The organism is Streptomyces antnestii (genome assembly GCF_004005495.1).
GTDB classification, from domain to species: Bacteria; Actinomycetota; Actinomycetes; order Streptomycetales; family Streptomycetaceae; genus Streptomyces; species Streptomyces antnestii.
In genome coordinates this window covers 349,828-366,948 of the sequence record NZ_RZYA01000004.1, presented here as the reverse complement: position 1 = coordinate 366,948, position 17,121 = coordinate 349,828, and the positions used below count along the sequence as shown (strand labels likewise).

The 17,121-nt window shown below is 72.8% G+C and carries 16 protein-coding genes; 14 read left to right on the top strand and 2 right to left on the bottom strand.

Features of this window, described 5'->3' with window-relative positions; all coding sequences use genetic code 11:
- Positions 1–77 precede the first annotated feature (77 nt).
- From lpdA to EOT10_RS12005, 9 genes are all read left to right on the top strand, one after another.
- A complete protein-coding gene (lpdA, locus tag EOT10_RS12045; protein WP_127828113.1) occupies positions 78–1,466 on the top strand; it encodes a dihydrolipoyl dehydrogenase in 1,389 nt (462 codons plus the stop codon).
- Positions 1,467–1,598: 132 nt separating this feature from the next.
- Entirely contained in the window at positions 1,599–3,374 is a 1,776-nt protein-coding gene (gene sucB, locus EOT10_RS12040) for a 2-oxoglutarate dehydrogenase, E2 component, dihydrolipoamide succinyltransferase (protein WP_127828112.1), read from the top strand.
- A 114-nt stretch (positions 3,375–3,488) separates the two neighbouring features.
- The gene (locus tag EOT10_RS12035; RefSeq protein ID WP_127828111.1) at positions 3,489–4,112 is read left to right on the top strand and encodes a GntR family transcriptional regulator; all 624 of its coding nucleotides are present in this window, start codon (positions 3,489–3,491) and stop codon (positions 4,110–4,112) included.
- Positions 4,113–4,396: 284 nt separating this feature from the next.
- The gene (aceE, locus tag EOT10_RS12030; RefSeq protein ID WP_127828110.1) at positions 4,397–7,096 is read left to right on the top strand and encodes a pyruvate dehydrogenase (acetyl-transferring), homodimeric type; all 2,700 of its coding nucleotides are present in this window, start codon (positions 4,397–4,399) and stop codon (positions 7,094–7,096) included.
- A 120-nt stretch (positions 7,097–7,216) separates the two neighbouring features.
- Entirely contained in the window at positions 7,217–7,990 is a 774-nt protein-coding gene (locus tag EOT10_RS12025) for a VOC family protein (protein WP_127828109.1), read from the top strand.
- A gap of 14 nt (positions 7,991–8,004) precedes the next feature.
- Entirely contained in the window at positions 8,005–8,988 is a 984-nt protein-coding gene (locus tag EOT10_RS12020) for a helix-turn-helix transcriptional regulator (protein ID WP_127828108.1), read from the top strand.
- Positions 8,985–9,164 (top strand): WCX domain-containing protein, encoded by a 180-nt coding sequence (locus tag EOT10_RS43100; protein WP_431313279.1) that lies wholly within the window; start codon positions 8,985–8,987, stop codon positions 9,162–9,164. The genes EOT10_RS12020 and EOT10_RS43100 overlap by 4 nt, the downstream gene beginning before the upstream one ends.
- The gene (locus tag EOT10_RS43095) at positions 9,161–9,340 is read left to right on the top strand and encodes a WCX domain-containing protein (RefSeq protein WP_431313278.1); all 180 of its coding nucleotides are present in this window, start codon (positions 9,161–9,163) and stop codon (positions 9,338–9,340) included. Before EOT10_RS43100 ends, EOT10_RS43095 begins: the two co-directional genes overlap by 4 nt.
- A gap of 117 nt (positions 9,341–9,457) precedes the next feature.
- A complete protein-coding gene (locus EOT10_RS12005) occupies positions 9,458–9,976 on the top strand; it encodes a DUF4240 domain-containing protein (protein ID WP_127828230.1) in 519 nt (172 codons plus the stop codon).
- 18 nt (positions 9,977–9,994) lie between these two features.
- Here the strand turns inward: EOT10_RS12005 and EOT10_RS12000 are convergent, their stop codons facing one another.
- Positions 9,995–10,921: a TIGR01777 family oxidoreductase gene (locus tag EOT10_RS12000; RefSeq protein WP_127828107.1), complete on the bottom strand. Its 927-nt coding sequence runs from the start codon at positions 10,919–10,921 to the stop codon at positions 9,995–9,997.
- A gap of 63 nt (positions 10,922–10,984) precedes the next feature.
- Here EOT10_RS12000 and EOT10_RS11995 point away from each other — a divergent pair, with 63 nt between their 5' ends.
- Complete coding sequence (locus tag EOT10_RS11995) at positions 10,985–11,473, top strand: GNAT family N-acetyltransferase (RefSeq protein WP_189491456.1); 489 nt, start codon at positions 10,985–10,987, stop codon at positions 11,471–11,473.
- A 128-nt stretch (positions 11,474–11,601) separates the two neighbouring features.
- A complete protein-coding gene (locus EOT10_RS11990) occupies positions 11,602–12,708 on the top strand; it encodes a PP2C family protein-serine/threonine phosphatase (protein WP_127828105.1) in 1,107 nt (368 codons plus the stop codon).
- A 21-nt stretch (positions 12,709–12,729) separates the two neighbouring features.
- On the opposite strand, the gene EOT10_RS11985 is transcribed toward EOT10_RS11990, so the two are convergent.
- Complete coding sequence (locus EOT10_RS11985; RefSeq protein WP_127828104.1) at positions 12,730–13,398, bottom strand: TetR/AcrR family transcriptional regulator; 669 nt, start codon at positions 13,396–13,398, stop codon at positions 12,730–12,732.
- Positions 13,399–13,531: 133 nt separating this feature from the next.
- On the opposite strand from EOT10_RS11985, the gene EOT10_RS11980 reads away from it, so the two are divergent.
- From EOT10_RS11980 to EOT10_RS11970, 3 genes are all read left to right on the top strand, one after another.
- Positions 13,532–14,335 carry an SDR family NAD(P)-dependent oxidoreductase gene (locus EOT10_RS11980; protein WP_127828103.1) on the top strand — a complete coding sequence of 268 codons (804 nt, stop codon included), beginning with the start codon at positions 13,532–13,534 and terminating at the stop codon, positions 14,333–14,335.
- Positions 14,336–14,418: 83 nt separating this feature from the next.
- Positions 14,419–15,231 (top strand): peptidoglycan recognition protein family protein, encoded by an 813-nt coding sequence (locus EOT10_RS11975; RefSeq protein ID WP_127828102.1) that lies wholly within the window; start codon positions 14,419–14,421, stop codon positions 15,229–15,231.
- 255 nt (positions 15,232–15,486) lie between these two features.
- Positions 15,487–16,833, top strand: coding sequence for an NAD(P)/FAD-dependent oxidoreductase (locus tag EOT10_RS11970; RefSeq protein WP_127828101.1), 1,347 nt, complete (start codon positions 15,487–15,489; stop codon positions 16,831–16,833).
- Positions 16,834–17,121 lie beyond the last annotated feature (288 nt).

The window sequence follows — 17,121 nt, the reverse complement described above, 5'->3', positions numbered from 1 at the left end:
GGAAAATGCGGCCGCACACCAGCCGCCGACCGGTCGGAGCAGACCGGCGTACGGCGCACATGCATGGAGGACGTGACGTGGCGAACGACGCCAGCACTGTTTTCGACCTAGTGATCCTCGGCGGTGGCAGTGGCGGTTACGCCGCGGCCCTGCGCGGAGCGCAGCTGGGCCTGGACGTCGCCCTGATCGAGAAGAACAAGCTCGGCGGCACCTGCCTGCACAACGGCTGCATCCCGACGAAGGCCCTGCTGCACGCCGGCGAGATCGCCGACCAGGCGCGCGAGGCGGCCCAGTTCGGTGTCAAGACCTCCTTCGAGGGCATCGACATCGCGGGCGTCCACAAGTACAAGGACGACGTGATCTCCGGCCTGTACAAGGGCCTGCAGGGTCTCGTCGCCTCCCGCAAGGTGACGTACATCGAGGGTGAGGGCCGCCTGTCGTCCCCGACCTCCGTGGACGTGAACGGCCAGCGCGTCCAGGGCCGTCACGTGCTGCTCGCGACCGGCTCCGTGCCGAAGTCGCTGCCGGGCCTGGAGATCGACGGCAACCGCATCATCTCCTCGGACCACGCGCTGACCCTGGACCGCGTCCCGCAGTCCGCGATCATCCTGGGCGGCGGCGTCATCGGCGTCGAGTTCGCCTCCGCGTGGAAGTCCTTCGGCACCGACGTCACCGTCGTCGAGGGCCTCAAGCACCTCGTGCCCGTCGAGGACGAGAACAGCTCCAAGCTCCTGGAGCGCGCGTTCCGCAAGCGCGGCATCAAGTTCAACCTCGGCACCTTCTTCGAGAAGGCCGAGTACACGCAGGACGGCGTCCGCGTGACCCTCGCCGACGGCAAGACCTTCGAGGCCGAGGTCCTCCTGGTCGCCATCGGCCGCGGCCCGGTCTCGGCCGGCCTCGGTTACGAGGAGCAGGGCGTCGCGATGGACCGCGGTTACGTCCTGGTCGACGAGTACATGCAGACCAACGTGCCGACCATCTCGGCCGTCGGTGACCTCGCCCCGACGCTCCAGCTCGCGCACGTCGGCTTCGCCGAGGGCATCCTGGTCGCGGAGCGTCTGGCCGGTCTCAAGACCGTCCCGATCGACTACGACGGCGTGCCGAAGGTGACGTACTGCCACCCCGAGGTCGCCTCCGTCGGTATCACCGAGGCCAAGGCCAAGGAGATCTACGGTGCGGACAAGGTCGTCGCCCTGAAGTACAACCTGGCGGGCAACGGCAAGAGCAAGATCCTCAAGACCGCGGGCGAGATCAAGCTCGTCCAGGTCAAGGACGGTGCCGTGGTCGGCGTCCACATGGTCGGTGACCGTATGGGCGAGCAGGTCGGCGAAGCCCAGCTGATCTACAACTGGGAAGCGCTGCCCGCCGAGGTCGCCCAGCTCATCCACGCCCACCCGACGCAGAACGAGGCGCTCGGCGAGGCCCACCTGGCCCTCGCGGGCAAGCCGCTGCACTCGCACGACTAGGTCAGGCCTCAGGCTGGACCCAGTCGTCCCTGTCGTCCCCTGGGCGCGACGACCGACCACAGACTTCCGCACTTCCCCGAGCTCCCGAATTGGCTCGAGCAGGGGAGACCCCATTAAGGAGCAACAGAAACCATGGCGGTTTCCGTATCCCTTCCGGCACTCGGTGAGAGCGTCACCGAGGGCACCGTCACCCGCTGGCTGAAGGCCGAGGGCGAGCGCGTCGAGGTCGACGAGCCGCTGCTCGAGGTCTCGACCGACAAGGTCGACACCGAGATCCCCTCGCCCGCCGCCGGCATCCTGGCCTCCATCAAGGTCGCCGAGGACGAGACCGTCGAGGTCGGCGCCGAGCTGGCCGTCATCGACGACGGCACGGGCGCGCCCGCCGCCGCCCCGGCCCCCGCCGCTGCCGAGGCCCCGGCCCCGGCCGCCGCTCCGGCCCCCGTCGCCGAGGCCCCCGCGGCCCCGGCCGAGCCCGCCGCCCCGGCTGCTCCGGCCGCCGCTCCGGCCGGTGCCGTCTCCGGTACGGACGTCGTGCTGCCCGCGCTCGGCGAGTCCGTCACCGAAGGCACCGTCACCCGCTGGCTGAAGGAGGTCGGCGAGGAGGTCGCGGAGGACGAGCCCCTGCTCGAGGTCTCCACGGACAAGGTCGACACCGAGATCCCCTCCCCCGTCGCCGGCGTTCTCCTGGAGATCTCCGTCGCCGAGGACGAGACCGCCGAGGTCGGCGCCAAGCTGGCCGTCATCGGTGCTCCCGGTGCCGCCGCTGCCCCCGCCGCGCCCGCCGCCCCGGCTGCTCCGGCCGCCGCTCCGGCCCCGGCCCCGGCCGCCCCCGCGGCTCCGGTGGCCCCGGCCGCTCCGGCCCCGGCTCCCGTCGCCGCCCCGGCCCCGGTCGCTCCCGCCGCCCCGGCCCCGGTCGCTCCGGCCGCCCCGGCTCCCGTCGCCCCCGCCGCCCCGGCCCCCGCCGCGGTCTCCGGTGACGACGGCGCCTACGTGACCCCGCTGGTCCGCAAGCTCGCGTCGGAGAACGGCGTGGACCTGGCGACCGTCAAGGGTTCCGGCGTCGGTGGCCGTATCCGCAAGCAGGACGTCATCGCGGCCGCCGAGGCCGCGAAGGCCGCCCCGGCCCCCGTCGCCGCCGCTGCTGCTCCGGCCGCCGCGAAGGCCCCGGCCCTGGAGGTCTCCCCCCTCCGCGGCCAGACGGTCAAGATGACCCGCATGCGCAAGGTCATCGGCGACAACATGATGAAGGCGCTGCACTCGCAGGCGCAGCTGACCTCGGTCGTCGAGGTCGACGTCACGAAGCTCATGCGGCTCCGTGCCAAGGCCAAGGACGGCTTCGCGGCCCGTGAGGGCGTCAAGCTCTCCCCGATGCCGTTCTTCGTCAAGGCCGCGGCCCAGGCGCTGAAGGCCCACCCGGTCGTCAACGCCCGGATCAACGACGACGAAGGCACCATCACGTACTTCGACTCGGAGAACATCGGCATCGCCGTGGACGCCGAGAAGGGTCTGATGACGCCGGTCATCAAGGGTGCGGGCGACCTGAACATCGCCGGGATCTCGAAGAAGACCGCCGAGCTGGCCGGCAAGGCCCGCGGTGGCGGCCTCACGCCGGACGACATGTCCGGTGCGACCTTCACGATCTCCAACACGGGCTCGCGCGGTGCGCTCTTCGACACCGTCATCGTCCCGCCGAACCAGGCCGCGATCCTGGGCATCGGCGCCACGGTGAAGCGTCCGGTCGTCATCAACCACCCGGACCTCGGCGAGACCATCGCCGTCCGTGACATGACGTACCTGTCGCTCTCCTACGACCACCGTCTGGTGGACGGCGCGGACGCCGCCCGCTACCTGACCACGGTCAAGGCGATCCTGGAGGCCGGCGAGTTCGAGGTCGAGCTCGGCCTGTAACGCTCGTCTCATCAGGCAGTACGCCCCCGTCCGGAGCTCCTCCGGGCGGGGGCGCCGCCGTATTGTCTAAAGGTCAACGCACCTTGGGGCTAAACCCCTGCCGGAGGAGCCATCATGACCGCGCCCGTCGTCCACTCGCTGCGCGAACAGATCCGCGAGCACATCGTCGAGGGGATCGTCAGCGGACGCTGGAAGCCGGGTGAGCGCATCGTGGAGCGCCGTATCGCGACCGAGCTCGAGGTCAGCCAGACGCCCGTGCGGGAGGCCCTGCGGGAGCTGGAGAGCCTGCGTCTGATCGAGTCCGCCCCCAACAAGGGCGTACGGGTGCGGAATCTGTCGGCCGCCGACCTGGAGGAGAGCTATCCGGTCAGGGCCGGCCTTGAGGCCATCGCGGCGGAGCTCGCGGCCGGGAGGCTCGCCGAGGACTGCTCGGCCCTCGAACCGCATGTGGCGGCCCTCTACCGCGCCGACCAGGACGCCGACTCTGCGGCGCAGGTGCGGCACACCGTCGGGTTCCACCGCGAGCTGGTGCGGGCCGCGGGCAACTCCGTGCTCCTGCACACCTGGGAGGGGCTGGGCATCGAGGTGTTCACGGCCCTGTCCATCCGCTGGCTGGGCACCGTGCAGCAGTCGTACGCCGAGGAGCACGAGGAGCTCGTCGCCGCGTTCCGGCGCCGGGACCCGGCGATCGCCGAGCTGGTGAAGGCCCATGTCCTCGGCTGCGCCCCGCGCGCCTGAGCCGTGTCCCGCTCAGAAGTTGTCGGTGTGCGCTTCCGACCTGCGGAAACCGGCTCTCGAACCTTGGAAAGCAAGGCACCCGGTGCCCCGTTATCTGGCACCGGATGCCCACTTTCTCCGTCTAGGGAAGTTTTCCCCTTCAACCCTTTGATCGATCATCGATCAGGGAGTTAGAGTCGCCGACGGGTCTCCACCAGGGACCCACGCCCTGTCCTGCCAAAGACCTAGGGCACCCCCACCCTTTCCGCTAAGGGAACCCCCCTCCGACTCAGGAAGGCGGCGCAATGACCGACCCCTCCGCAATCCAGCCGAGCGAGCTCGACCAGCTCCCGGACCGCGACCCCGAGGAGACCGCCGAATGGCAGGCCTCCCTGGACGCCGTTACCAAGGCGGCCGGGCCGCACCGTGCCGCGTACCTGATGCGCCGCACGCTGGAACGCGCCGAGGGCGCAGGCCTGGCGCTGCCGAAGCTCCTCGAGACGGACTACGTCAACACCATCCCGACCGCCGCCGAGCCGGCGATCGAGGGTGACGAGGCGCTCGAACTCAAGATCGCCGCGTGGAACCGCTGGAACGCGGCCGCGATGGTGACCCGTGGCTCCAAGCACGGCGTCGGCGGCCACATCGCCACCTTCGCCTCCGCGGCCTGGCTCTACGAGACCGGCTTCAACCACTTCTTCAAGGGCAAGGAGGGGGACGGTTCCGGCGACCAGCTGTACATCCAGGGCCACGCCTCCCCCGGCATCTACGCCCGCGCCTTCCTCGACGGCCGTCTGAGCGAGCAGCAGCTCGACCTCTTCCGCCAGGAGTCCGGCGGCAACGGTCTGCCCTCGTACCCGCACCCGCGGCGCCTGCCCTGGCTGTGGGAGTTCCCGACCGTCTCCATGGGCCTCGGCCCGCTGTCGGCGATCTACCAGGCGCGGTTCAACCGCTACCTGACCAACCGCAAGATCAAGGACGTCTCCGCCTCGCACGTGTGGGCGTTCCTCGGTGACGGCGAGATGGACGAGCCCGAGGCCACGGCCGCGCTGGCGCTCGCCTCGCGCGAGGGTCTGGACAACCTGACCTTCGTCATCAACTGCAACCTGCAGCGCCTCGACGGCCCGGTCCGCGCGAACTTCCGCGTGGTCCAGGAGCTGGAGGCCCAGTTCCGCGGCGCCGGCTGGAACGTCATCAAGACGCTCTGGGGCTCCGCCTGGGACGAGCTGTTCCAGCTCGACACCACGGGTGCGCTCGTGCGCCGCCTGCGCCAGGTGCCGGACGCCCAGTTCCAGACGTACGCGACGCGCGACGCCGCGTACATCCGTGAGCACTTCTTCGGCTCCGAGCCCGCGCTCGTCGAGCTGGGCAGGCTCCTCACGGACGACAAGATCTCCGAGTGCTTCCACCTCTCGCGCGGCGGTCACGAGCCCCGCAAGGTGTACGCGGCCTACCGTGCGGCGCTCGCCCACGAGGGCGCGCCGACCGTGATCCTGGTCCAGACGGTCAAGGGCTTCACGCTCGGCAAGGGCTTCGAGTCCAAGAACGCCAACCACCAGATGAAGAAGCTGACGGTGGACGAGTTCAAGGACATGCGTGACCTCCTTGAACTGCCCATCTCCGACAGCCAGTTCGTCGACGGCCAGGTGCCCTACGGCCACCCCGGCGCCGACTCCCCCGAGGTCCGCTACCTCCAGGAGCGCCGCGCGGCCCTCGGCGGCCCGGCCCCGGCCCGCCGCACGCACGCCATCGCCCCGCTGCCGGCCCCGGCCGACAAGGCCTTCGCGTCCTTCGACAAGGGCTCAGGATCGCAGTCGATGGCCACGACCATGGCCTTCGTACGCCTGGTCAAGGACCTCGTACGCGACAAGCAGACCGGCAAGCGCTGGGTGCCGATCGTCCCGGACGAGGCGCGCACCTTCGGCATGGAGTCGCTGTTCCCGTCGCTCGGCATCTACTCCCCCAAGGGGCAGACGTACGAGCCGGTCGACCGCGACCAGCTGATGTACTACAAGGAAGCCACCGACGGCCAGATCCTCAACGAGGGCATCACCGAGGCCGGCTCCATGGCGGACTTCATCGCCGCCGCCAGCGCGTACTCCACGCACGGCGAAGCGATGATCCCCTTCTACATCTTCTACTCGATGTTCGGCTGGCAGCGCACGGCCGACCAGATGTGGCAGCTCGGCGACCAGCTGGGCCGCGGCTTCCTCGTGGGCGCCACCGCGGGCCGTACGACGCTCACGGGTGAGGGTCTGCAGCACGCGGACGGTCACTCGCCGGTCATCGCGGCGACCAACCCGGCCGCGCTGACCTACGACCCGGCGTTCGCGTACGAGATCGGCGCGATCGTCAAGGACGGTCTGCGCCGCATGTACGGCGAGGCCGCCCCGGGCGAGGACCAGAACGTCTTCTACTACCTGACGGTCTACAACGAGCCGATGCCGCAGCCGGCCAAGCCCGCGGGCGTGGACGAGGGCATCCTCAAGGGCCTGTACCGCTTCAACACCGCCGAGTCGGCCGGGGTGAACGTGGCGGCCGCCAACGCCCCGCGCATCCAGCTGCTCGGCTCGGGCACCGCGATCCACTGGACGCTCGACGCGCAGAAGATGCTCGCCGAGGAGTGGGGCGTGGCCGCCGACGTGTGGTCCGCGACGTCCTGGACGGAGCTGCGCCGCGACGCCCTGGAGGCGGACGAGGCGATCCTGCGCGGCGAGGAGCGCACCCCGTACATCCGTACGGCCCTCGAGGGCGCACAGGGCCCGGTCCTCGCGGTCTCCGACTACATGCGTCAGGTCCCCGACCAGATCGCGCAGTGGGTCGAGCAGGACTACACCTCGCTCGGTGCCGACGGCTTCGGCCTCTCGGACACCCGTGAGGCGGCCCGCCGCCACTTCGGCATCGACGCGCAGTCGATCGTCGTCGCGGCCCTCGCCCAGCTCGCCCGCCGCGGCGAGGTCCCGGCCTCGGCCGTGAAGGAGGCGCGCGAGCGCTACGGCCTGTAGGCCCCTTCCCCGCGTGAACCGCGTGCCCCGTCCCGATTGCCGGGGCGGGGCACGCGTGCGTGAATGAGGAGATCACCCGGGGGGCCGCCGTTCCGCCGTCGTCATGGGAGACGTACGTCCATGAAGATCTCCAAGACCCCGTCAGCGCCCTGCTGGGTGGACCTCTCCACGCCGGACACGGACGGCGCCCGGCTCTTCTACGAGGGGCTCTTCGGCTGGCGCGGCGAGGTGGTGCCGGACCCGCGGGCGGGTGGCTACGGCATGTTCGCCGGTCCCGGGGGCGCCCTGGTGGGGGGCTTCGGCCCGACCCGGTCCCCGAAACAGCCCGCGGCCTGGCTGCCGTACTTCCAGTCGGCCGGCGTCGACGCGGTCGTCGCGCGCGTGAAGGGCAACGGCGGGTCCGTGGTCGCGGGCCCGATGGGCGTCATGGAGCAGGGCAAGCTCGCGGTCTGCCAGGATCCGGCCGGGGCGGCGTTCGGTCTGTGGCAGCCGGTGAAGCACCCGGGCTTCGGTGTCGTGAACGAGCCGGTCAGCGTCTGCTGGTTCGAGCTGCTGACCCGGGACCCCGCCGGATCCGAGGACTTCTACCAGTCGATCCTCGGCTGGGGCGCGCGCCGGCGGCACCTGGAGCAGGGCGAGTACACCGAGTGGAGCGTCGACGCCGAGACGTTCGGCGGCATGCTCGACACGGCGTCGGACTCGTTCCCCGAGGAGCTGCCCGCGCACTGGATGGTCTACCTCGCGGTCGCGGACGCCGACGCGACGGCGGCGCGCTGCAAGGAGCTGGGCGGGCAGATCCTGGTGCATCCGACGACGATCGAGCCGGGCCGGTTCTCCGTGCTCGCCGATCCGCGGGGCGCCTCGTTCGCGGTCATCACGTACGCCGCGCGCTGACCCATCATGGGCGTATGCGTGCTGCCCGGCTGATCAAGATGGTGTTGCTGCTCCAGTCCCGCCCGTCGATGACGGCGGGTGAGCTGGCACGCGAACTGGAGGTCTCCGAGCGGACCGTGACCCGGGACGCCCAGGCGCTGTCCGAGGCGGGCGTGCCGGTGTACGCGGACCGGGGCCGGGCGGGCGGGTACCGGCTGATCGGCGGCTACCGGACGCGTCTGACCGGTCTGGCGCGCGGCGAGGCGGAGGCCCTGTTCCTGTCCGGGGTGCCGGGCGCGCTGCGCGAGATGGGACTGGAGGACGCGGCGTCGGCCGCGCGCCTGAAGGTGTCGGCGGCGCTGATGCCCTCGCTGCAGGGCGCCTCGCGCACGGCGGCGCAGCGGTTCCATCTGGACGCGCCGGGCTGGTTCCAGGAGCCGCGCACGCCCGAGCTGCTGCCCGCGGTGGCGGACGCGGTGTGGGACGACCGGGTGGTGCGTGCCCGCTACCGGCGCTCGGCGGAGGAGGGCGCGCGGGAGGTCGAGCGGAAGCTCGAGCCGTACGGGCTCGTCCTGAAGGCGGGTGTCTGGTACCTGTGCGCCCGGGTCGCGGGCGGCGGGGCGCACCGGGTGTACCGGATCGACCGGTTCACGGGTGTCGTGGCGGGCGAGGAGCGTTTCGAGCGGGACGAGGAGTTCGATCTGCCGGGCTTCTGGGCGGAGCGGGCGGAGGAGTTCGCGCGGTCCATCCTGCGCGCGGAGGTCGTCCTGCGGCTGTCCCCGGCCGGGATACGACGGCTCCCGCACGTCATCGAACCGGCGTCGGTCGCCGCCGCGCGGGAGTCGGCGGGCGAGCCGGACGGCCAGGGGTGGGTGACGGTGACGGTGCCCGTCGAGTCCGAGGAGGTCGCGTACGGCCAGCTGTTCGCGCTCGGCCCGGACGCGGAGGTCGTCGCTCCGGCGGGGCTGCGCGAGCGGATCGCCGAGGCGGCGCGGCGAATGGCGGACCGTTACGCATGAGCGCCGGGCGGGGTTTCCCCGGCAGTGCGCGCGTGTGGGGTGTCCGCGGCGGGTGCGCCCATGTCGCGTACGGCCAGCTGTTCGCGCTCGGCCCGGACGCGGAGGTCGTCGCTCCGGCGGGGCTGCGCGAGCGGATCGCCGAGGCGGCGCGGCGGATGGCGGACCGTTACGCGTGAGCGCCGGGCGGGGTTTCCCCGGCGGTGCGCACGTGTGGGGTGTCCGCGGCGGGTGCGCCCATGTCGCGTACGGCCAGCTGTTCGCGCTCGGACCCGACGCGGAGGTCGTCGCTCCGGCGGGGCTGCGCGAGCGGATCGCCGAGGCGGCGCGGCGAATGGCGGACCGTTACGCGTGAGCGCCGGGCGGGGTTTGCACATGCGGGGTGTCCCCGGCAGGTGCGTACATAACGAACCGGCGCAGCTGTGGCACTCGGCGTGCGTGCCCGACCCCCAAGGCAGATGCTTGTCCCGTGATGGACGAGACGGAGTTCTGGGAGATCGTCGACAGCACCCGCGAGGCCGCCGAGGGCGACCCCGAGGACCATGCCGAGCTGCTGGTCGACCGGCTGCTGCAGGCCGATCCCGACTCGGTGCTCGACTTCGCCCGTCACTTCGAGTCCCGCTATCACCGCGCCTACCGCTGGGACTTGTGGGGCGCCGCGTGGGTGCTGCTCGGCGGGGCGAGCGACGACGCGTTCGACTTCTTCCGCTGCTGGCTGATCGGCCAGGGCCGGGAGATCTTCGAGGGCGCGCTGCACGATCCGGACGCGCTCGCCGAACTCCTCGGCGACTTCGACGAGGAGATCGACGGGGACGGCGAAGAACTCGGCTACGCGGCGGACGAGGCGTACGAGGAGCTGACGGGGACCGTGGCGCCCGATCTCGGAATCCCCGCCGCGCCGGTCGAACCGGAGGGCACGCCGGTCGACTTCGAGAACGCGGCGGAGCTGGAACGGCTGTACCCGAGGCTCACGGAGCGCTTCGGGGTGTAGGTCACTTCGGACGGGGCCTCAGGGGCGCCACGCGGCCCGGATCGTCTCGTCGATGCCGGGGAACGCGAACGTGAAGCCGGACTCCAGGAGCCGGGTCGGCACGGCCCTCGTGCTGCCCAGGACGTCGCCGGCCATCTCTCCGAGGACCAGGCGCAGGGCGGGCGCGGGCACGGTGAACAGGGTGGGCCGGTGCAGCACGCGCCCCATCGCGGCGGTGACCTCGCCGTTCGTGACGGGGTGCGGGGCGGTGAGGTTCACCGGGCCCGCCAGTTCCGGGGTGTCGATGAGGTGCCGCAGCGCCGCGATCTCGTCGTGCAGCGCGATGTACGACCAGTACTGGAGTCCGCTGCCGAGGCGTCCCCCGAGGCCGGCGCGGAACAGCGGGAAGAGCCGGGCCCAGGCCCCGCCGCCGCGGGACACGACGAGCCCGGACCGGGCGAACACCGTGCGGATGCCGGCGTCCCGGGCGGGTGCCGCGGCCGCCTCCCACTCCACGCAGAGCTCCGGCAGGAACCCGTCGCCGGGCGGCGCGCTCTCGTCGACGGCGCGGGTGCCGGTGTCGCCGTAGTAACCGACGGCGCTGGCGTTGAGGAACACGCGGGGCGGCGGGTCGAGGGAGGCGGCGGCCTCGGCGAGCGTCGCGGTGCCGAGCACCCGGCTGTCGCGGATCGTCCGTTTGTACGCGTCGGTCCAGCGGTGGTCGCCCACGCCGGCGGCGGCGAAGTTGGCGACGACGTCGCACCCGGCGAGCCCGGCCGTGTCGACGTGCCCGCGCCGCGGGTCCCAGCGGACCTCGTCGGGGGCCGCCGGCTCCCTGCGGACCAGGCGGACGACGTCGTGCCCGTCGCCGCGCAGGGACCAGGTCAGGGTGCGGCCGATGAGCCCGGAGGCACCGGCCACGGCGATCCGGGAGCGTCGTACGGGGGCGGAATCGCTCTGGGTCATGAGCCCATCCTGCCGTGGGAAGTGCCGGGCGGCCGTTCGTGCGTCCGCCGTACAGTGGCCCCCATGTCACAGCCGCACATACGTTTCGCCCGGCTCGACGACGATGACGAGCTCGCCCGGCTCGACCGTGCCTCCTGGTCCACGCTGCACTCGGTCCAGCCGCGGCCAGAAGCGCCGTACGCCCCGTTCTTCTCGGAGCGGTTCGGGCCGCGGGACCATCTGGTCGCGGAGCTGTGCGGGCGACTCGTGGGGTACGTGCGCATCGCTTTCCCCACCTCGCTCGCCGCCCACACCCATGTCCGGCAGATCCAGGGCCTCGCGGTCGCCGAGGAGGCGCGGGGCGCCGGGGTGGGCCGGGCGCTGATCCGGGCGGCCGTGGACCGCGCCCGCCAGGTGGGCGCGCGCCGCCTGACGCTGCGGGTACTCGGGCACAACAAGCCGGCGCGGGCGCTGTACGAGTCCGAGGGGTTCGTCGTCGAGGGCGTGCTGCCGGAGGAGTTCCTGCTGGACGGGACGTACGTGGACGACGTCCTGATGGGCCGGCCTCTCTGAGCCGCGACCCCGGGCGGGTCCGCCGGCGCCGGGTACCGACGGACCCGCCCGGGGTGCGGTGACGCTCGTCCCGTAGGAGCGTGAAGGGGTCCACGGAGTCCATGGGGTCCATGGGAAGGAGCCCGCCGATGACCGGGGCGTCGTCGCGTCGCCGGAACGGCGAGGAGCGGGCCTGGCTGCGCGGGGCACCGCCGCCGCGCTGGGTGCGCTGGCTGCCGATCGTGCTGCTCGTCGCCCTGTGCGTGCTCCAGCTGGCCACCGAGGAGAAGCTGGCCCTCGGCTTCCTGCTCGGCGCGATCCCCCCGCTGGCCGCCCTGACGTACGGGCCCGCCGCCACGGCGCTGCTCGGCGGGATCGTGCTCGTCCTGCTTAACCTGCCCTTCATGGACCTCGGGCGCCCCGGCAACAGCGATGTGCTCACGGTCGCGTTCGTGGCAGTGCTCAGCGTGCTGATCAGCTGGGTCCGCAGCCGGCGCGACGATCAGCTCGTCACCGTGCGGACGGTCGCCGAGGCCGCCCAGTTCGCCGTGCTCCCGCCGCTGCCCGACCGGGTCGGCAAGGTGCGCTGCTCGGGTCTGTACCGGACGGCCGAGCGCGGGGCGCTGGTCGGCGGGGACCTCTTCGACGTACGGCGGGGGCCGTCCGGGGTACGGGCGGTGATCGGCGACGTGCAGGGCCACGGTCTCTCCGCGGTGGGTACGGTCGCGGGGCTGCTCGGCGCGTTCCGTGAGGCCGTGCTCGACCAGCCGGACCTGGAGGGCGTCGCGGCGCGCCTGGACCGCCGGCTCGTGGTCGACGCGGCGGAGGACGAGCACCACGAGTTGTTCGCGACCGCGCTGTTACTGGAGTTCCCCGACGACTCCCCGGTGGTGCGGGCGCTGTCGTGCGGTCATCCGCGGCCGCTGCTGCTGCGCGGGCGCGAGGTCATCGAACTGCCGGTGCCGTCCGGGGCCCCGCTCGGCCTCGGCATCGCGGGGCTCGACCCGCCCCGGCCGCTCACGGTGCCGCTGCGTTCCGGCGACCGGCTGCTCGGGCTCACCGACGGCCTGATCGAGGCACGGGACGCGTCCGGCGCCTTCTATCCGCTCGCGGACCGGCTGATCCGCTTCGGCGCGGACGACCCGGCGGACCTGACGGACGCGCTGTGGCGTGACGTGCTGCGGTTCGCGGGAACGGTACGGGACGACTTGACGCTGCTGGTGTTCGCACCGGAGATCGATCCGGGCACCCCTTAGTTCCCCTGGGCCGGGATGCCGTCAGTTCCCCTGGGCCGGGATGCCGTCCAGCAGGGTGATGCCGCCCGTCAGTTCGCGCAGGCAGCGCAGGGCGAGGACCGCCGGGGAGCCGGTCGCGCCCGTCGCGGGGGCGTCCGTGGCGGCCCAGGTCTCCAGGGCGATCCGGATGGCGTCGGTGGCCGCGGCGGCGGCGAGCCGTACGTCGAGGGGGTCCGCGCCGGGGCCCGCGAGCCGGGCGAGGACCGGGACGAGGCGTTCCTCCGACTCCTGGTTGACCCGGTACCAGACGGCCCGCAGCGCCGCGTCGTCCTGGGCGGCGCGCAGCAGTCCCCTGGTCGTCGCGAGCTGTTCGGGGCCGTGGGCGCCGGGGGCGGAGAGCGTGGCGGTGACGGCCGTCTCCAGGGTGATGCGCAGGTCACCGCCGGGTTCCGCGTCCGCGAGGAGCGCGCGCCAGGCGTCGCCGCCCGCCGCGAGGAGAGGACCGACGGCGTCCTGCTTGCCCCGGAAGTAGCGGTAGAAGGTGCGCAGCGCGACGCCCGCGCGGTGGGCGATGTCCTCGGCGGTCGTGCCGTCGGGGCCGCGCTCGGCGAAGAGTTCGGCGGCGGCGCGGGCGATGTCCAGCTGGGTGGCGGCCTTGCGCCGTTCGGTCAGGGACGGCTGCGGTCCGTGCTGCTCGTTCGTGGGGCTCACCTGGGAAGCCTATGTGTTCCGGGAACATCTCTGCACGTTGTGACGTTATGGCAAAACGTGCCACCCAGGCGTACGGTGGACAGCAGATCCCGGTGAAGCGGATCGCGAAGTGAGAAGTGAAGTGGAGCAGCACATGAGCCAGAACCTGAACCGCTACGAAGGCCGTCGCGTACTCGTCACGGGCGGTGGCTCCGGCATCGGCCAGGCCACCGTGCTGCGGGTCCTCGCGGAGGGCGCCCGCGCGGTCGCCGCCGACGTCAGCGAGGCCGGCCTGAAGGACACCGTCGAGAAGGCGACCGCGGCGGGCACCGCCGACCGGCTGACCACCCTCGTCGTGAACATCGCGGACGAGGCGTCCGTGCGCACCGGCGTCGCCACCGCCGTGGAGACGCTCGGCGGCCTGGACGTGCTGGTCAACGCGGCCGGCATCCTGCGCTCCTCGCACACGCACGAGACGGCGCTCGCCGACTTCGAGCAGGTCATACGGATCAACCTCGTCGGCACGTTCCTGATGATCCGCGAGTCGATCCCGGCGCTCCTCGCCGGCGACGGCCCCGCCGTCATCAACTTCAGCTCGACGTCGGCGATGTTCGCCCACCCCTACATGGCGGCGTACGCGGCCAGCAAGGGCGGCATCCAGTCCATGACGCACGCGCTCGCGAGCGAGTACGGCAAGCAGGGCATCCGGTTCACGTCCGTGCAGCCCGGATCCATCTCCTCCGGCATGACCGACGGCTCCGGCGCCAGCAAGCAGAGTGTCGGCCCCGGCCTGCCCGAGGACGCGGACATGAGCCTGTTCATGAAGCTGGCGCCGGCGCTCGGCCAGGGCTTCGCGGGGCCGGAGAGCGTGGCGGGCGTCGTCGCGATGCTCGGCTCGGAGGACGGCAAGTTCATCACCGGCACCGAGGTCCGGATCGACGGCGGCACGCACTTCTGACCGCCCGCGGCGGACCGCCCCGGGTCACCCGAACGGCCTAACGTGCGGGGCGGGCCCGCGGCGCCGGGCGGAGAGTGGCACGTATGCGCGTCTTCCGAGTGACGCTGTGCTGCGCGCCCGGGGCCACGGCCCTCGGGCTCCTGCTGCTGTGTGCCGTCTCCGTCGGGCCGGGCCACGGTTCCGCGGCGCGGACCGGCGAGGGGGCGGGCATCTCGCCCGCCGACCGGTCCGCGCCGGTGCTGCCGCCGGCCGCCGTACCGCTGCGCCCGTCCGCCGGCGGCGCGCACACGGCCGCGGAGCCACGCATCGTGCCCCGCTCGAAATGGCTCGCGGACGCCGCGTACCGGCGTCCGCCGGCCCGGTACGCCGACCGGGTCACGGCGGTCTTCCTCCACCACACCGACTCGCCCAACGACTACGACTGCGCCGACACGCCCCGCATCATCCGCTATCTGTACGCGGGCCAGGCGGGCGGCCGGCACTGGGACGACATCGGCTACAACTTCCTCGTCGACCGCTGCGGCACGGTGTACGAGGGCCGGGCGGGCGGCGTCGACAAGGCGGTCGTGGGGGCGCACGCCCAGGGCTTCAACAAGGGCACGGCCGGCATCGCGGCGATCGGCACCTTCAACAAGGGCACCCCGGTGCCCCCGGCCATGGCGGAGTCCATCGCGGCGGTCGCCGCGTGGAAACTGGGCCTCTCGAACATCGACGCGCGCTCCCGCGTCCGCCTCGTCTCCACGAACAGTCTCAGCAGGTACCCCAAGGGCACGGCGGCGGAGTTCAACGCGATCGCCGCGCACCGTGACGGCTACGAGACGACCTGCCCCGGCGAGGCCCTGATGGCCGCACTCCCGGACATCAGAAGGCGAGCGGCGGAACTCCAGGGGCGGTAACCGGACCACGGCGCCCCCGCCATGGACACACCTCCCGGGCGCCCCCCGTGCGTCCGTGCTCGGGGTGCGCGCGACTCCCTGGGCCGGGGCGCGGACCTACCCTCGACGGACTCGGGTACCGCCCGGGAGTTCTGGAGCCGTATGCGGGGTCGCCGGGGGGTAGGACGTCCTCGGGCCCGCCTCTCGCGCGCCGGCCGGACGGCCAGGGGTGCGGGGGCGGCTCTCATCAGCCGCACCACCGCCAGGGAGGCGCACGTGCCTGAGCCCGCACAGCACGCGGACGTCGTCATCGTGGGAGCCGGGGTCGCGGGACTCTCGGCCGCCCATCGCCTGGCCAGGGCCGGTGTGCCGGCCGTGGTCCTGGAGGCCGGCCCCTGTGTGGGCGGCCGCATGTCCACCGAGAAGGTCGACGGGTTCCGCCTCGACCGGATCGGCCGGCTCCTGTGCACCTCGTACCCCGAACTGCGCCGCACCCCGGGCCTGGACGCGCTCGTGCTGCGGGCCTTCTCGCCCGGTGTGCTCGTGTACAGCGAGGGCCGCCGCCACCGCGCCGGGGAGCCCGCGCCGGCCCGGCGCGCAAAGGGCGCATTCCACACAGCGCGCGCCCTCGCGAGCGCCCCCCGGGTGCCACGGCCCCGCACCGCCCGGAGCCCCCGCCCCACCACCCCGCTCGGCAGCCCCCTCGACCACGCCCGCCTCGCCAAGGCACTGGCCCGCCTCGCCGCGACACCAGCCCCCCGCCTCCTCGCGCGCCCCGAACTCCCCGCCGCCGACGCCCTGTTCAGGGGCGGCCTCCCGGCCCGTACCCTCGACGGCTTCGTGCGCCCCCTGCTGACGGCGCTCCTGTGCGACCCGGACCTGACCACGTCGAGCCGGTGCGCCGACCTCGCCCTGTACGCCTACGCGCGCGGCCGCCTCTGCGTCCCCGAGGGCGGCGCGGACGCGCTGCCCGAACTGCTCGCCGCCGGGCTCCCGCCGGGCACGGTCCGCACCGGCGTCCGCGTCCGCGCCGTCTCCGCGAACTCGGTGACGACCGAGGAACACGGTGAACTCCGGTGCCGCGCAACACTCTTGGCGACCGGGGCGCGCGCCGCGGCGGAGCTGCTGCCGGGCCTCCGGGTGCCGGACTTCCACCCCGTCACGGTCGTCCACCACGCCGTCCCCGAGCCGCCGCTCACCGACCCCGCGCTGCTCCTCGACGCCGACCGGCTCGGCCCCGTGGCGCACACCGCGGTGATCAGCCAGGTCGACCCGACCCGCGCCCCCGCCGGACGGGCCCTGGTCTCCTCCACCGTCCTCGGCCCCCCGCCGCCCGAGCGCGAGCTGCGGGCCCAACTCGCCGCTCTCTACGGCACGTCGACCGCCGACTGGGAGACCCTCGCGGTCCACCACGACCCGGAGGCGGTGCCCGCGATGCCGCCCCCGCACGACCTGCGCCGCCTCGTGCGCCTCCTCCACGGGCTCTATGTGTGCGGCGACCACCGCGGCACGAGCACGGTGCAGGGCGCCCTCCACTCGGGCCGCAGGGCCGCGCGCGCGATCCTCACGGATCTCGGCGTTCCGCTGGCCCCGGCGAGGGGATCCGTGCCGGCCGCCGCCTGATCCGCTCCCGTCCGAGCCCGTCCGATCCCGCCCCCGATCCCGTCCGATCTCATAGGCAGGTCACAGCTACACTCACCACACATCCGACCTCTAAGGGTCCCCCATTCCGCGCCCGTCTCCGTGGCACATTCCGGAGGCGGGCGCCCTCATTCCCGTACGCGCACTCTTGCCACCACCTCAACTCCCCTCTACGGTCCCCACGTCCGCACCTTGACCCTGGAGGCCGCAGTGCGAAGAACGGCGTCAGCCCTGCTGTTCGTCCTAGCCCTTGTCACCGGATTCATCGGA

Coding starts and splice junctions, on each gene's coding strand:
- sucB (WP_127828112.1), top strand. CDS start 1,599: ATGGCGGTTTCCGTATCCCTTCCGGCACTCGGTGAGAGCGTCACCGAG.
- EOT10_RS12035 (WP_127828111.1), top strand. CDS start 3,489: ATGACCGCGCCCGTCGTCCACTCGCTGCGCGAACAGATCCGCGAGCAC.
- aceE (WP_127828110.1), top strand. CDS start 4,397: ATGACCGACCCCTCCGCAATCCAGCCGAGCGAGCTCGACCAGCTCCCG.
- EOT10_RS12025 (WP_127828109.1), top strand. CDS start 7,217: ATGAAGATCTCCAAGACCCCGTCAGCGCCCTGCTGGGTGGACCTCTCC.
- EOT10_RS12020 (WP_127828108.1), top strand. CDS start 8,005: ATGCGTGCTGCCCGGCTGATCAAGATGGTGTTGCTGCTCCAGTCCCGC.
- EOT10_RS43100 (WP_431313279.1), top strand. CDS start 8,985: ATGAGCGCCGGGCGGGGTTTCCCCGGCAGTGCGCGCGTGTGGGGTGTC.
- EOT10_RS12005 (WP_127828230.1), top strand. CDS start 9,458: ATGGACGAGACGGAGTTCTGGGAGATCGTCGACAGCACCCGCGAGGCC.
- EOT10_RS12000 (WP_127828107.1), bottom strand. CDS start 10,921: ATGACCCAGAGCGATTCCGCCCCCGTACGACGCTCCCGGATCGCCGTG.
- EOT10_RS11995 (WP_189491456.1), top strand. CDS start 10,985: ATGTCACAGCCGCACATACGTTTCGCCCGGCTCGACGACGATGACGAG.
- EOT10_RS11990 (WP_127828105.1), top strand. CDS start 11,602: ATGACCGGGGCGTCGTCGCGTCGCCGGAACGGCGAGGAGCGGGCCTGG.
- EOT10_RS11980 (WP_127828103.1), top strand. CDS start 13,532: ATGAGCCAGAACCTGAACCGCTACGAAGGCCGTCGCGTACTCGTCACG.
- EOT10_RS11975 (WP_127828102.1), top strand. CDS start 14,419: ATGCGCGTCTTCCGAGTGACGCTGTGCTGCGCGCCCGGGGCCACGGCC.